The organism is Candidatus Thiodubiliella endoseptemdiera (assembly GCF_964212635.1).
Classification (GTDB): Bacteria; Pseudomonadota; Gammaproteobacteria; order PS1; family Pseudothioglobaceae; genus Thiodubiliella; species Thiodubiliella endoseptemdiera.
The window spans coordinates 544,053-557,473 of the sequence record NZ_OZ156463.1 but is presented as its reverse complement, the minus strand read 5'-3'; the positions used below and the strand labels follow the sequence as shown (position 1 = coordinate 557,473).

The window sequence follows — 13,421 nt, the reverse complement described above, 5'->3', positions numbered from 1 at the left end:
CGTAAAAAAAATAGTAAGAATTTTAGCGACAGGCATTAGTCGTTGGGTAGTCGTTTTTTGACGCTTATTGTAGCGTTTATTTTTTTTATTCATTATTTAGAATTGCTAAAACTAAGGCGTCAAAACTAATACCTTGTGCTTGAGCAGCCATTGGCATTAATGAGTGAGAAGTCATGCCAGGCACGGTATTAATTTCTAATAAATAAGGGGTGTTGTCCCTATCTAAAATAAAATCAACACGCCCCCAAGTTTTTGCCCCCATGGCTGTAAATGCTTGCATAGCGATTTTTTGTAGTTCTTTTTCATCAGCATTTGACAGACCGCAAGGGCATAAATATTGCGTGTCATTAGAAAGATATTTGGATTCATAATCGTAAAAACCTTGATTGATTTTAATTTGAATCACCGGTAAGGGTTTTCCATTGAGGATGGCAACGGTGTATTCACTTCCTTCAATCCATTGCTCAACTAATGCAATTTCATCATATTGCCAAGCCAATTCAAGTGCTTTATTTAATGCTTCAGTAGTTTCTACTTTGCTAATACCCACACTTGAGCCTTCAAGAATTGGCTTCACTGCCCAAGGCAATGGAAAATTAATATTAGGAGTTTGTTGTCCAACTTTTACCAAAATAGAAGAGGATAATGGTAAATTATGCTGTTGCCAAATATCTTTGGTAGTGGCTTTGTTCATGCACTGCTGGGAAGCTATGGCATTTGAGCCTGTGTAGGCAATATTATGTTGCTCTAATTGTCGTTGAATATAGCCATCTTCGCCACCACGACCGTGCAAAACAATAAAAGCCTTGTCAAAATCCTGCACCCAAAGTTTGGCAAGATTATTGCCATGCCAATTAAATTTAAAGCACTCAACGCCTTGATTTTTTAGAGCATCGTAAACAGCATTTCCACTGTTTAAAGAAACTTCTCTTTCGGCTGAGTTGCCACCCATTAGCACCGCAATCATAGTATTACTACTTCAGTTTCTAAATTAATACCAAAGTTAGATTGGACGGTTTGTTGAATGTGTTTGATGAGATTTTCAATCTCATTTGTTGTGGCGTTATTTTGATTGATAATAAAGTTGGCGTGTTTATCAGACACACAAGCACCACCGATGCAAAACCCTTTTAAATCACTATTTTCGATGAGTTTTGCTGCATAATGCCCTTGCGGATTTTTAAAAACAGAGCCACAATTAGGCAATCCAATGGGTTGAGCGTTGTTGCGTTTTTTTAGCAGGGCTTTGATATCATTTTGTTTTTCAGTTTGTAAAAACTGTAAACTAGCACCAATAAAAATTTCATTTGGCTGGTGTGCCACAACGCATCTATATGTAATATCAAATTCAGATTTATCACGGGTAAAGACTTCACCCAAATTGTTGACAGTTGTTACAGATTCAACAGCAGACCACATTTCAGAGTCAAAGGCACCTGCATTCATTGCCAATGCACCACCAACATTACCAGGGATGGCACTTAAAAATTCAGCACCATTTAGGGAATGAGATTCACAAAATCGAGACAATTTTGCCAATGTTGTCCCTGCACCTGCATGGATAATATCGTCTTTAAATTCTAATTGATTAAGGTGCGTAAGTTTGATGGCAGTGCCTTTAAACCCAGTATCACGCACCAATAAATTACTACCAAGCCCTACCATTAAAATTGGTTGTTGATTGTCTTTCAAAAAATCAGATAGTGCTTTTATCGTATCGGGAATGAAAAAATTATCTACTGTCCCACCTGCACGCAATGAGCAGTGTTTGTGCATTGGTTCATTATGCAACATCATTTTTCGATGAGCAAATTGACCAAAGAATGGATGTTACCTGCACCAAGGGTTAGTATTACATCCTCATTTTGGATAATATTGGGCAAGACCTTGAGAACTTCGCCTGTGTCTTTAACCACGATAGGATTAAGTGTTGAACGCTGACGGATGCTGTTTGCGAGTGTGCTTGAGTTGATGTTGGCAATGGGGCGTTCGTTTGCAGGGTAAATATCCAGTAAAATCAAAACATCTACTTTGGACAAGGCGTTAGAAAAATCATCAAATAAATCCCGCGTTCTTGTGTAGCGATGTGGTTGGAAAATTACCACCAGTCGCCTGTCTTTATAGGTGTCTTTCAGACTTTCAAATACGGCTTTAATTTCGTTAGGGTGGTGTCCGTAATCATCAAATAAAAGCACCTGCTTGTCGTCAATAGTAAGCGTACCATGAAAATCAAGACGACGGGCGACCCCACCAAAACTCTTTAATGCAGTTTGAATAATTTTAATATCAATACCCAATTCACGAGCCACACCAATTGCGGCCAAAGTATTGAGAATATTATGCTTGCCAATGCCATTTAATTCAACTTTAAAAGAGCGTATGGCAAGTGCCGCACATTTAACTTCAAAGTACATTTTTCGTTCGATTTGACCGACATTAAACGCCTGAATATCAACGCCATCAGTAAAACCATAAGTGATAACAGGGCGAGTAATTTTTTTCAATATACCTTTAACCCCTGCATCATCTGCACACAATACGCAGGCACCGTAAAAAGGCAGATTGGCGGTGAAATTGACAAAGGCGCCTTCTAATTTATTGTAGTCGTTGTCATAGGTACTCATATGGTCTTGGTCGATGTTGGTAATGACGCTCAACATCGGCTGCAATAATAAGAAAGATGCGTCAGATTCATCGGCTTCAGCGACTAAATAATCGCTTTCACCGAGTTTTGCATTGATGCCACTTGAATTCAAAATACCGCCAATAATATAAGTTGGGTCTAATTTGGCTGTGTTTAAAATGTGCGTAATTAAGCTGGTAGTGGTGGTTTTTCCATGAGTACCAGCCACAGCAATACCAAAACGAAAACGCATGATTTCTGCTAACATTTCCGCTCTGGGAACAATAGGAATATGGGTTTTTCTTGCTTCAATTATTTCTGAATTTTTGCTACTAATTGCACTAGAAACCACCACTGCATCCACTTTTTGTAGATTATTTTGATGATGTTGGTTAAAAATTTTACAGCCCAATTTTTCCAAACGCTTCGTAACAGAACTCTGATTAAGGTCAGAACCTGAAATTTGATAGCCAAGATTGTGCAATACTTCGGCAATCCCACTCATACCCGAACCACCAATGCCAATAAAATGGATTTTCTTAATTCGAGAACTGAAAGCAGGTAATAAATTATTCATATGCAATCGTAATGATAGTAAATACTTGAATACCTTCACCTCTGCCAAAAGCCGTTAAGCCTTCACCTGTGGTGGCGGTAATGCCGACCTCTTTGGCGTTAACATTAGTTAGATTGGCGATATTGGATTTGAGCGCTTCTATATTGGGTGAAATCTTTGGTACTAAACACTCAATGGCAATGGCAATATGGGTAATTTTCCAATTACCCAAATCTGCCAAATCCAGCATAGCAAGTTTTAAGTATTCTGCACTATCAGTAATACCTTGTTGACAAAGTTCATCGGCTTTAACACCAATAATATTTTTGCCCGTTACCGAAGAAATTGCATTGGTAAGCGAGTGCAAAACCACATCAGCATCACTATTGCCTTTTAATCCTTGTGGATGGTCAAAAGTTACACCACCCAACACCAGAGATTTACTGTTATCAGTATCAAAAGCGTGAGAATCTTGCCCAATTCCTGTTTTTATCATATTTTTAAATAGAAGTTTGCTAAATCTAAATCTTCTGCCGTGGTTATTTTTAAATTGCTTTTACTACTAGGTACCAACACCGATTCCAATCCCAAGTACTCAATACTGCTGGCTTCATCAGTGATGGTTAAATTATTTTTTACCACATTTTTCAATGCCTTGAATAATACACCAAAACGATACATTTGGGGCGTTTGTGCTTGCCAAAGTAACGATCTATCGATTGTTTTTTCAACCACGGTATTACTGGATTTTTTAATCGTATCCACCATTTTTACCGCCAGCAATCCGCCAACAGGATGATTTTTCAGTTGCTCAATTAAATGAATAACATCACTTGCTTTTACGCAAGGTCGAGCCGCATCGTGGACTAACACCCAATCCTCATCTTTGGCAAAAGGGCGTAGAGTGTTGAGTGCTGATAACACCGAATGAAAACGCGCTTTGCCACCAGCAGCAGTGGCAAGCAGTTTATCGTGGTTGGCAAATGCTGAGTTTGTAAACTCAGTATCATTTTCAGCAATGGCAACCACGCAGCCTTTGATTTGTTCAATATTGAGTAAAGTTTTCAAAGTTTGGTCAAGCACCGTTAACCCATTGTCCAATTTAAGATATTGTTTTGGCAGCTTGGTGTTCATCCGTTCACCAATGCCACTAGCAGGAACAATAAGAAAATGTTGATTATTCATCAATTGACTCACTGATTTGATAATAGTGTTCACCTTTTTTAACCAAGCCAAAACGATAACGCGCTTGAGATTCTAACACTTCCATATCAACAGCATTATTGGCTTGTAATTTAAGAAAGGTGATTGCATTTTGTTGTTTTAATAATTCATTATGCCGAATACTTTGGTCAATAATCGCTTGCTTTTTGATGAGTGAAAAAGGAAAGTTATTGACTAAAAAATTTTGACGAATAAGTATTGCTAAGACGATAATAAGCACGATGGTAATCCAATAGCGATTGAAAAATTTTTGTAAAGCATTCATCAATTTTTCATTAAATGCGTGTTTGAAAATTTATCGTGCAAAGCGAGATTATTCTTGTCAAATAATTGGTAAATAAAGCCAAGCCCCGCTGTAGAAAATGACACAATGGCTAAAACAAAGCGTATCAAAGCTTGTTTATGGGTAATAGGTTCGCCATTTCTTTGGGTTATGTGAAACTTCCAAGCCTTCATTCCCAAAGTTTGTCCACCCTGTGTCCACGACCAAGTAAAGTAGAAATAAATAGTGACTAAAGAAACAAAAAACATCCAAGTCTCTGTCTGTGCTTGCTTTTCAAAAAATGCAATAAGTAAAACACCAACAATAAAAAATACCAATGAAAAAGCCAAAAATATATCGTAACTAATTGCCCCTAATCTACGGAATAAAGAAACATCTGATTGCATTATAATACTGATTTTCCCATTAATAAATTAGGATGAACGGTAGTGCGATTAAGATAAACACCCCAATGTAAATGAGGCCCTGTTGCCCGTCCTGTTTGCCCAATAGTGCCGATGGTTTCACCTTTTTTCACCATTTTCCCTTGTTTAGCGATGCGTTTATCCATATGGATATAAACGCTAATCAAGCCTTGTCCGTGGTCCAAAAAAATTGTATTACCATTAAAGAAATATTGACCTGATAAAATTACTTTGCCATCTGCGGGTGCTTTGATTGGTGTGCCAGTAGCACCAGCATAGTCTATTCCTGTATGTGGGTTTCTTGGTTGCCCATTATAAAGGCGTTTGACACCAAAAGGACTGGTAATAACACCAAGAACAGGGCGTATAAATACACCATTAGATAAGGTTTTGTCGGAAAAGAACAGTCTAGTTTTACCTAAAATAACACGCTCTTTTTTGATTCGGTCCATATGTGCAGCATTAGGATCGACATATTTTTTATTTTTACCTTTGAGTTTAATATTCTGTTTGACAGGCTTATTTTTGATTATTTTAATTTCAACATCCAAGGTTCGGGTAGAAAAATCTTGAATAGTAATGGATTTTTTACCCGCCTTTTCTAATAGCGGAATGCCTAATAACACCTGCCAATGATTGCCCTCAATGTGTTGCGTGTATAAAGGCACGGTGCGATAAAACGCTTTTGGATTGCTGTGAGTAGTCTCAAAATCAAACACCGCAATTCCACCAGGGTAGGGCGTGTGCTGAACAGGGATACTCGCCCATGCAAAATGGGACAATAACAGTAATAAAAGGCTAATTTTTTTCAATTTTTTTGACCTGAGAATGAATTTTTCCATCACTTAATCGAGTGATGATTGAAGTGCCTATTTTAACCTTAGTCGTTGAGTCTAACACCTGATTATCTTCCAGCATTGAGATGCTATAACCTCGAGAAAGTGTGGCTAAGGGCGACAGATGTTCAAGCCCTGCAGTATGTTTGGCAAGGCCGTATTTTTGCTGCTTAAGCAAGCTATCAATGGATTTTTTCAGTTGCTGACTTAGGCTAGATAAATTCAATTGTTGCTGAGTAATATGGCGTTGAATGGCATTATTTAACTGTATTTTTACCAACTGATTGAGTTGCTGTTTGTGCACAATATTCATATTGGGCGAATGTTGTTTGAGCTGCTCTGATAGGGTGTTTAATTTACTTTGATTTAAATTTAATGCTGTTTTAAGTTGAGAACTTAAGCGTTTATTCAACTCATCCAGCCTTTGTGAAAATACATTCAGTTGCCGGTTAAAACCGAATGTATTCAAGTCCAACTGATTGAGTTGCGTTTGACAATCGCCCAAAGTTTGCTGTGTGCGTTGCAATAAATGGCGATGCAACTTGTCGAGTTTCGACAGCAACTCCAACCTATCAGGCGTTGCCATCATCGCCGCTGCACTGGGTGTTGGCGCCCGTATATCTGCAACAAAGTCGGTAATTGTGGTATCAGTTTCGTGTCCAATTGCACTGATAATTGGAGTTTTGGCAGCAAATACGGCTCTAGCCAATACCTCTTCATTGAATGCCCACAAGTCCTCTAATGAACCACCACCACGCGCCAAAATCAACACATCACAGCGTGCAGATTTGTCCGCTGCATAAATTGCCTGAGACAATTTTTCAGCCGAGCCTTCGCCTTGCACCACGCAATCAAACAGTAATATTTCAGAAAATGGGTAGCGTTTATTCAGCACCTTAATGATGTCTCTAATCACGGCACCATTTGACGAAGAAATCACACCAATCGTTTTAACTTCTATTGGCAAGGGCTTTTTATGTTGCGCATCAAACAAACCTTCACCACGCAATTTCGCCTTCAATTGCTCAAACGCAGCCTGCAAATTACCCACACCCACAGGCTCAATATGACGCACAATCAATTGAAAATCGCCTCGTTGCTCATACAGTGTTGGCACCGCTTGAACCAACACCGCCATCCCATTTTCTGGATTAAACTGAATATTGCGTTGACTCAAACGAAACAATGCACAACGCACCTGTCCTCGTTCATCTTTTAAAGAAAAATACCAATGTCCCGACGCAGGGCGGGATAAATTCGAAATCTCACCTTTAAGCCAACAAGTCGGCACATTGTTTTCAATGGTAGATTTACACAGCGACAAAAAATCAGAAATTGAATAAATTTCATCAATATTGAAATCAACCTGGGAAATTGCCAAAGAACTTTTCATAATATCAACCGTCTATTTTTTTAAGTAATGCAAACACCGCACCTGCACCCCCGTCTTTTGGCGGACAAGAATGAAATGCCAAAACTTGCGGATGTTGACTGAGAAAATTAACTACTTGCGTTTTTAAGATACTCATTCCATTCCTAGAACGATACCCCTTACCGTGAACGATGCGTACATAACGCTCAAATTGATGTCGATAAATAAAATCTGGCAACGCCTCACAAGCCTCTTCTACTGTATAACCATGCAAATCTATCTCTGCCACACTGTCAATATGTCCATGCTTCATAATATTCATTTGCTTTTCTGAAATTCCACTTTTTGCATAATGCACAATTTTATTTCCTGCAATTGTGCCATTAATTACATGACTAAATGCAATAAAGGGTGGTTTTCTTTCAGCATTTGTAGGCATGCGGGTACCACCGTCTTTATCCATCGGTGCAACAGCATCAACCGTATCTCTGAATAATTGTTTATCTTCTTCGCCAATCATAAAAAAAGCCCTCAAATGAGGGCTTTATTATATAAGCAATGCTACTTAATTACAGTGCTTTAATTTGTGCGTTAAGACGAGATTTTTTTCTAGCTGCCTGATTCTTATTCATCAAACCCTTGCTAACCGCTTGGTCGATCTCTTTCTGCATCTTGGCATAACCACTCTGTGCGTCTTTTTTGTTACCATCATCTAAAGCATAAGCCACCTTTTTAATGAAAGTACGAACTCTTGCACGGATTTGAGAATTGTGTTTATTGCGTTTAACTGCTTGTCTTGCGCGTTTTTTTGAACCTGCTGAATTAGCCATCGTATAAAATATTGTAAAATAATAGAAAGGCGTAATTATAGAGAGTTATGCTTTAAAAGTCCATAGTATTTACTAATTTAAGTGTCTTTTTCTTATTTAGCAATAATTGCCAAGTACGACCACCTTGAGATTTCCACAAAGAAACTGCACGAATGCCTGCTAATAGTAGCGCTCTGATGTGATTGGCGGTGCGTTGATTAGACAAATGTATCTCTTCACCATTTACCATAATGGTTGGATTTAGTTCGCCCAAAGTGGTTTTATACAATTCAGCAAGTCGTGCCAATGTATTTGCATGAGAAATTTCAAAGAATTCTTGGTTTTTTATTTGCTCAATTTCACTTGATATTTTGGATAATAATTTTTGGTTTTTCATTAGCTTTTTTTCAAGATTAATGAGAGCCAAAGAATAAAAAATAATATTTTGAATGTCTTTGGTTTTGGCATTTAATGCTTTTTTGAGTGAGGTTAAACCAGTCGCAAGGTCTCTTGGTGAAGTAAATACTTGTTCAATATCGGTACTATTGCTAATAATACTTTTTAGACTTGCATTGCTATTTTTACTATCACATGCACCTGTAGAAGCCAGTTGGTCCACCAAAGTTGCTGTTTGCAGTAGGGAGGCGAGTGCCATCGTGCGCTGTTCATATTTATCCATATTTTATTGCCTATTTTCTATAATCGCGCCACCTAAGCATACATCGTCAGTGTAAAAAACAATGGATTGCCCAGGAGTAATGGCGCGTTGTGGTTGTTTAAAAGTAACTTTTATTGCATTATTTTCAATATCAATTGTGCAGTTTTGTGATGCTTGCCGATAGCGTATTTTAGCCTTACATTTTAATGGAAATTTTGGCTTAGTTGCAATCCAATGTGGATTGGATGCGTTCAGTGATGTGTGATAAAGTAGAGAGCTGTCGCCTTGTACCACCAATAACTCATTACTTTCTAAGCGTTTGTCTGCTACGAACCACGGCTCACCCGACTCCCCAAACCCGCCACCAATTTCCAAACCTTTGCGTTGCCCGATGGTATAAAAAGCCAAGCCTTGATGATGCTTGATAAATTGCCCATTTTCATCAACAATATCACCTTGTTGTTTGGGTAAGTAAGTTTGTAAAAATTCAGAAAAATTACGCTCACCAATAAAGCAAATGCCAGTTGAGTCTTTTTTATCAGCAGTGACAAAATCATTTTCTGTGGCAATTTTTCGCACCTCATCTTTGTTGATTTCACCCAGTGGAAACAGACTTTTTGAAAGTTGGTGTTGATTTAAAAGATGTAGGAAATAACTTTGGTCTTTATTGTTATCCAAGCCAGTTTTAAGTTGAAAAACACCGTTTTCTTGTGTGATTCTGGCATAGTGTCCAGTAGAGATTTTGTCTGCACCTAAATTAAGCGCATAGTCTAAAAACGCTTTGAATTTAATTTTTTGATTGCACAAAACATCAGGATTTGGCGTGCGACCTTTTTTATGCTCTTTGAGAAAATGCTCAAACACATCATCCCAGTAGTCGCTTGAGAAATTAACGGTGTGTAGTTTTATTCCCAATTTATCGGCAACTTTCTGTGCATCAGATAAATCTTGCTGTGCGGTGCAATGCCCATCTGTGTCATCTTCTTCCCAATTTTTCATAAACAAAGCCTCAACTTCAAAGCCTTGTTCTATAAGTAGAAGGGCAGCAACAGATGAGTCAACACCACCTGAGAGTCCAACAATTATTTTCATTGGTTGATAAATTCTTGTAAAGCTTGTCTAAATTCTGTAACACCTAACGAATTGCTATTGGTTACAAATTGAAAAATTTCATTTTGAGAGTGTATTTTTTTCATTCTATTAAAGATTGCCCTACCTTTTGAGTCATTTTCAGGAATTATAACATCTTCAAAAAAAACATTCTTTTTATCATTGTTATAAAGTTCGCTTAATTTCTTTTCTACGCTATCAAAGGGTAAAAACAGAACCTTAGGCTTACTTTCGTAGTGTTGTTTATGATCGCCATCAATAACAGAAATAACATTGTTTTCTGCAGAGAAAAAACCTTCACTACCATTCTTGTCCATTAATGCAATAACGCTACTGACAGGACCTATTGGAATTGTTATATGTTTTTTCCTTAATTTGTTGCTTTCTAATTGTAGTTGCCACTCTATAAAATTTAGTAAGACCTTATCCTCTGTTAGAATGTATTTGTCCCAGCCTTTAAACTGATAAAGAATACCTTTGATATAGTTATAAGACTGTTCAGTAATTTCGCATTGCCCATTGGTGTTTTCTAAATAGAACAATTCATCATCTTTTAGCATTTTCATAATGGCTAAAGAATGTGTGGTAAAAATTAGAGTAACAGATTGCGTTTGACAAAAATCTCTTAATTCTTTCAGTAAATGAACTTGTGCACTGGCATCTAAAGAGATATCCAGTTCATCTATAACAATAAGTTTTTTTTGCTGTTGAATAAGACGATAGATACTTAATATAAAATATTCTCCAGAACTAAAATAATCCTCCCTAATATATCGGTTGTCTTCTTGGGGTAAAAAGTAGTATTGTTTCTTGTTAATAGTAACTTCTTTTAACTCATCGAATTTATCTGAAGTGTATATATTCTTATACCAAGTAATTAGTTTCTCTGGTGTTTTATAGTCTTCTGCAATGTATTTTTGTCTAATTTCTTTGTCTAAATCTGAGATTGCTTGGAAAAACTTAAATCTTTCTCCGTGAGGCAGTGGTAATTCTCCAATAATCTTGTTTTTTATAGTGTCTGCAACAACATTTTTACTGTCTATTGTTTTGAATTTTTCATTGTAAGTGTGGGTATAGCAATCACTGTCTATGTGGTATGTAATTTTACTGTTCTTATTAAATATATAAGGGGATGAGGTTTCTTTAAAAATGTCTGCCCTTAGCAGGTTGGCAATTGATTTTATAAATGTGGTCTTACCCACACCATTTTTTCCAACAATACACATTAATTTTCCAGAATTTAAATCTTTTACCTCTAACTCGAATTCCAGGTGTTTGATGCTTTGTAGGTGGTCAATTTCAATTTTAAAATAGTTCATTTGGCGCTTTTCCTTAGAAAACTATCAACTATATAATTGCCGTATTTTTTCCTTAATTTATTTAAAAAGTCTTTATTCACCGAATTGATATAGCCAACAATGCCAAATATTTTTTGGATGTTTCCATCAAATCTTTTTCTTAAAAAAGAATCGAATTTATTGGTATCGTTTGCATAAAAGTGCATTGCTATCTGAATGTCAGATTTTATTTTTTTGTCAATAGTAATATCGCCATTAGGTGTAATGATTAATCCCAGTATTTTAATTTTAGATTTTTTAGAATAAGTTTTTGTTTTTTTATCATTAATTTTCAATCTTTCGTCAAATATATTGGATAAAGCAGTTTCAACAATTGGCTTTACTTGCACTATATTTTTATTGTTACTTGAAAATATTAAATCATCAGCATACCGACTATAAGTTATATTTTTTGATTGACATTCGGTTAATATGACTTTATCAAATTCAAATAATATGGCATTACTCAACCTGCCTGAAGTTGAAAATCCAATGGGCAAAGCACCTTCAAATGTAATTAATTTTATAATGCTGTCTTTGTATTGATCTATATCTGCTATACCTATATTCCCTTCGTCAATATTATGTTGCATTGTGTTTATTACATCAACGCTTTGAATGCTCGCAAAAAAGTTAGAAATATCGGTAGAAAGAAAATGTTTATTGTTTTTATGTGGCTCAATACAGTGGCGTATGGTTGTATTTTTTGCGTATGAAAAACATATAGAATCATCATATGTCAACTTATTTACAATAAAAACATTGATAAATTTATGAAATTCTGTCAGCTTTTTATTGGCTGATAATACCGTTCTTTGATCAAATTGATGTTGAGTGATATTGCCTTTGATAGGGGTGTTAATAAAATCCTCAAAAGAATATTTACCATGAAAGTAAAGGTTGAATGTTTCTTGAAATGATTTTTTTTGCATTATAAATTAGTTGAGACCTTTGCATAAATATGAATAATCATCAAAACGCCATCTTTCATCAAATTACAAACTTTTTAAAAACACCCTTAGCCCTGCTAGGAGTGGATTTAAAAAATTTCCAATTTAATAAAATCTGTCATTTTGCTAATCATCCCTATTTATGCAAAGGTCTCTAGTTGGCATTTTTTAAAATGCCCAGTTTTGATAGAATCAAAACCAGGCATTTTAAAATTAATAATAACCGCTTAGAGGCTAAATTCTCCTTTGGAGTGAATTAGACTGAAGATACTTCTAGTCATTTAGCGTGGTTATATTATATCAAAAAAAATAATTTAAATGTAACCCATTTATTCAAATTTGTCGTAGGCAGATACAATGCGTTGCACAAGATTATGACGCACCACATCTTTGGTTTCAAAATGGCAGAAAGAAATTTTCTTTTCATCTGCCAATACTTTGGCGGCGTGAATTAAGCCAGATTGTTTTGGATTGGCTAAATCAATTTGAGTAACATCGCCTGTGATTACCATTTTTGAACCAAAACCCAAACGCGTTAAAAACATTTTCATTTGTGGAATGGTGGTGTTTTGTGCTTCGTCCAAAATGATAAAAGCCTCATTCAGTGTACGACCTCGCATAAAGGCGAGGGGAGCAACTTCAATGATATTTTTTTCTAACAGTTTTTCGACTTTATCAAAGCCTAACATCTCATATAAAGCATCGTAAATTGGGCGTAAATAAGGGTCAACTTTTTCGGTCATATTACCAGGTAAAAAGCCCAATTTTTCACCCGCTTCAACTGCAGGGCGAACTAAAATAAGACGACGCACCTCAGAACTTTCTAAAGCCTCAACTGCACGAGCTACTGCCAGATAAGTTTTACCTGTACCAGCGGGGCCAATACCAAAAATACAATCTTTGTTTTTAATATCTAGGACATATTTTTGTTGATTTTTACTTCTAATATGAATAAACTTGCGTTTGGTTTTGATATTTACCACTTTTTCTGGTAAATCTTGGCGAGAATACATTTTAATTGCCATTTCCACATCATGAATTTCGATACTTTTGCTATCGCTAAGTGCCAATAAATCCTGCAATACTCGAGCGGCAATATGTTGGTTATCGCCCTGCAAAGTAAAGTCTTCACCTATGTTATTTATCTGCACATCTAAGCTTTTGGCAATCGTTTCTAAATGTCGGTCAAACGAGCCACAAATGCTAGAAAGTTGTTCGCTGTTGTTTATATCAAGTGTGAGGTTCATAGTGGCTATTTT

17 protein-coding genes are annotated in these 13,421 nt (G+C 36.4%); 1 reads left to right on the top strand and 16 read right to left on the bottom strand.

The genetic code is table 11. From position 1 onward, the window contains the following. Positions 1 to 85 precede the first annotated feature (85 nt). Genes AB8525_RS02925 through AB8525_RS02855 form a run of 15 tightly spaced genes read right to left on the bottom strand, consistent with a single transcriptional unit; the run spans position 86 to position 12,144 of the window. Positions 86 to 967: a D-alanine--D-alanine ligase gene (locus tag AB8525_RS02925; RefSeq protein WP_369178496.1), complete on the bottom strand. Its 882-nt coding sequence runs from the start codon at positions 965 to 967 to the stop codon at positions 86 to 88. After that, entirely contained in the window at positions 964 to 1,797 is an 834-nt protein-coding gene (gene murB / locus AB8525_RS02920; protein ID WP_369178494.1) for a UDP-N-acetylmuramate dehydrogenase, read from the bottom strand. Before murB ends, AB8525_RS02925 begins: the two co-directional genes overlap by 4 nt. Continuing rightward, positions 1,794 to 3,200, bottom strand: a complete 1,407-nt coding sequence (murC, locus tag AB8525_RS02915; RefSeq protein WP_369178492.1) for a UDP-N-acetylmuramate--L-alanine ligase — start codon at positions 3,198 to 3,200, stop codon at positions 1,794 to 1,796. The genes murB and murC overlap by 4 nt, the downstream gene beginning before the upstream one ends. Next, positions 3,193 to 3,675, bottom strand: a complete 483-nt coding sequence (gene ispF, locus AB8525_RS02910; RefSeq protein WP_369178490.1) for a 2-C-methyl-D-erythritol 2,4-cyclodiphosphate synthase — start codon at positions 3,673 to 3,675, stop codon at positions 3,193 to 3,195. Before ispF ends, murC begins: the two co-directional genes overlap by 8 nt. Next, positions 3,672 to 4,364 carry a 2-C-methyl-D-erythritol 4-phosphate cytidylyltransferase gene (gene ispD / locus AB8525_RS02905; protein WP_369178488.1) on the bottom strand — a complete coding sequence of 231 codons (693 nt, stop codon included), beginning with the start codon at positions 4,362 to 4,364 and terminating at the stop codon, positions 3,672 to 3,674. The genes ispF and ispD overlap by 4 nt, the downstream gene beginning before the upstream one ends. Further along, positions 4,357 to 4,668, bottom strand: a complete 312-nt coding sequence (locus tag AB8525_RS02900) for a septum formation initiator family protein (protein WP_369178486.1) — start codon at positions 4,666 to 4,668, stop codon at positions 4,357 to 4,359. The genes ispD and AB8525_RS02900 overlap by 8 nt, the downstream gene beginning before the upstream one ends. Then, a complete protein-coding gene (locus tag AB8525_RS02895; RefSeq protein WP_369152470.1) occupies positions 4,668 to 5,072 on the bottom strand; it encodes an RDD family protein in 405 nt (134 codons plus the stop codon). Before AB8525_RS02895 ends, AB8525_RS02900 begins: the two co-directional genes overlap by 1 nt. Beyond that, positions 5,072 to 5,902, bottom strand: coding sequence for a peptidoglycan DD-metalloendopeptidase family protein (locus tag AB8525_RS02890; RefSeq protein WP_369178484.1), 831 nt, complete (start codon positions 5,900 to 5,902; stop codon positions 5,072 to 5,074). The genes AB8525_RS02895 and AB8525_RS02890 overlap by 1 nt, the downstream gene beginning before the upstream one ends. Then, a complete protein-coding gene (gene xseA / locus AB8525_RS02885) occupies positions 5,889 to 7,319 on the bottom strand; it encodes an exodeoxyribonuclease VII large subunit (RefSeq protein WP_369178483.1) in 1,431 nt (476 codons plus the stop codon). Before xseA ends, AB8525_RS02890 begins: the two co-directional genes overlap by 14 nt. 4 nt (positions 7,320 to 7,323) lie before the next feature. Then, complete coding sequence (locus tag AB8525_RS02880) at positions 7,324 to 7,818, bottom strand: Smr/MutS family protein (protein WP_369178481.1); 495 nt, start codon at positions 7,816 to 7,818, stop codon at positions 7,324 to 7,326. Positions 7,819 to 7,867: 49 nt separating this feature from the next. Beyond that, positions 7,868 to 8,128: a 30S ribosomal protein S20 gene (gene rpsT, locus AB8525_RS02875; RefSeq protein ID WP_369152463.1), complete on the bottom strand. Its 261-nt coding sequence runs from the start codon at positions 8,126 to 8,128 to the stop codon at positions 7,868 to 7,870. 52 nt (positions 8,129 to 8,180) lie between these two features. After that, positions 8,181 to 8,786, bottom strand: coding sequence for a high frequency lysogenization protein HflD (gene hflD / locus AB8525_RS02870; RefSeq protein ID WP_369178479.1), 606 nt, complete (start codon positions 8,784 to 8,786; stop codon positions 8,181 to 8,183). Positions 8,787 to 8,789: 3 nt separating this feature from the next. Continuing rightward, the gene (gene mnmA, locus AB8525_RS02865; RefSeq protein ID WP_369178477.1) at positions 8,790 to 9,857 is read right to left on the bottom strand and encodes a tRNA 2-thiouridine(34) synthase MnmA; all 1,068 of its coding nucleotides are present in this window, start codon (positions 9,855 to 9,857) and stop codon (positions 8,790 to 8,792) included. Beyond that, the gene (locus AB8525_RS02860) at positions 9,854 to 11,194 is read right to left on the bottom strand and encodes an ATP/GTP-binding protein (RefSeq protein ID WP_369178476.1); all 1,341 of its coding nucleotides are present in this window, start codon (positions 11,192 to 11,194) and stop codon (positions 9,854 to 9,856) included. The genes mnmA and AB8525_RS02860 overlap by 4 nt, the downstream gene beginning before the upstream one ends. Continuing rightward, positions 11,191 to 12,144, bottom strand: a complete 954-nt coding sequence (locus AB8525_RS02855; RefSeq protein ID WP_369178474.1) for a reverse transcriptase domain-containing protein — start codon at positions 12,142 to 12,144, stop codon at positions 11,191 to 11,193. Before AB8525_RS02855 ends, AB8525_RS02860 begins: the two co-directional genes overlap by 4 nt. A 29-nt stretch (positions 12,145 to 12,173) precedes the next feature. On the opposite strand from AB8525_RS02855, the gene AB8525_RS02850 reads away from it, so the two are divergent. Beyond that, positions 12,174 to 12,320, top strand: coding sequence for a hypothetical protein (locus tag AB8525_RS02850; protein WP_369149988.1), 147 nt, complete (start codon positions 12,174 to 12,176; stop codon positions 12,318 to 12,320). Between the two features lie 171 nt (positions 12,321 to 12,491). On the opposite strand, the gene AB8525_RS02845 is transcribed toward AB8525_RS02850, so the two are convergent. Beyond that, complete coding sequence (locus tag AB8525_RS02845; protein WP_369178472.1) at positions 12,492 to 13,409, bottom strand: PhoH family protein; 918 nt, start codon at positions 13,407 to 13,409, stop codon at positions 12,492 to 12,494. Positions 13,410 to 13,421 lie beyond the last annotated feature (12 nt).

Bases quoted from the DNA above. Each gene is read 5' to 3' on its own strand.
- AB8525_RS02925 (WP_369178496.1), bottom strand. From the start codon at position 967: ATGATTGCGGTGCTAATGGGTGGCAACTCAGCCGAAAGAGAAGTTTCT.
- murB (WP_369178494.1), bottom strand. From the start codon at position 1,797: ATGATGTTGCATAATGAACCAATGCACAAACACTGCTCATTGCGTGCA.
- murC (WP_369178492.1), bottom strand. From the start codon at position 3,200: ATGAATAATTTATTACCTGCTTTCAGTTCTCGAATTAAGAAAATCCAT.
- ispF (WP_369178490.1), bottom strand. From the start codon at position 3,675: ATGATAAAAACAGGAATTGGGCAAGATTCTCACGCTTTTGATACTGAT.
- ispD (WP_369178488.1), bottom strand. From the start codon at position 4,364: ATGAATAATCAACATTTTCTTATTGTTCCTGCTAGTGGCATTGGTGAA.
- AB8525_RS02900 (WP_369178486.1), bottom strand. From the start codon at position 4,668: ATGAATGCTTTACAAAAATTTTTCAATCGCTATTGGATTACCATCGTG.
- AB8525_RS02895 (WP_369152470.1), bottom strand. From the start codon at position 5,072: ATGCAATCAGATGTTTCTTTATTCCGTAGATTAGGGGCAATTAGTTAC.
- xseA (WP_369178483.1), bottom strand. From the start codon at position 7,319: ATGAAAAGTTCTTTGGCAATTTCCCAGGTTGATTTCAATATTGATGAA.
- AB8525_RS02880 (WP_369178481.1), bottom strand. From the start codon at position 7,818: ATGATTGGCGAAGAAGATAAACAATTATTCAGAGATACGGTTGATGCT.
- rpsT (WP_369152463.1), bottom strand. From the start codon at position 8,128: ATGGCTAATTCAGCAGGTTCAAAAAAACGCGCAAGACAAGCAGTTAAA.
- hflD (WP_369178479.1), bottom strand. From the start codon at position 8,786: ATGGATAAATATGAACAGCGCACGATGGCACTCGCCTCCCTACTGCAA.
- mnmA (WP_369178477.1), bottom strand. From the start codon at position 9,857: ATGAAAATAATTGTTGGACTCTCAGGTGGTGTTGACTCATCTGTTGCT.
- AB8525_RS02860 (WP_369178476.1), bottom strand. From the start codon at position 11,194: ATGAACTATTTTAAAATTGAAATTGACCACCTACAAAGCATCAAACAC.
- AB8525_RS02855 (WP_369178474.1), bottom strand. From the start codon at position 12,144: ATGCAAAAAAAATCATTTCAAGAAACATTCAACCTTTACTTTCATGGT.
- AB8525_RS02850 (WP_369149988.1), top strand. From the start codon at position 12,174: ATGAATAATCATCAAAACGCCATCTTTCATCAAATTACAAACTTTTTA.
- AB8525_RS02845 (WP_369178472.1), bottom strand. From the start codon at position 13,409: ATGAACCTCACACTTGATATAAACAACAGCGAACAACTTTCTAGCATT.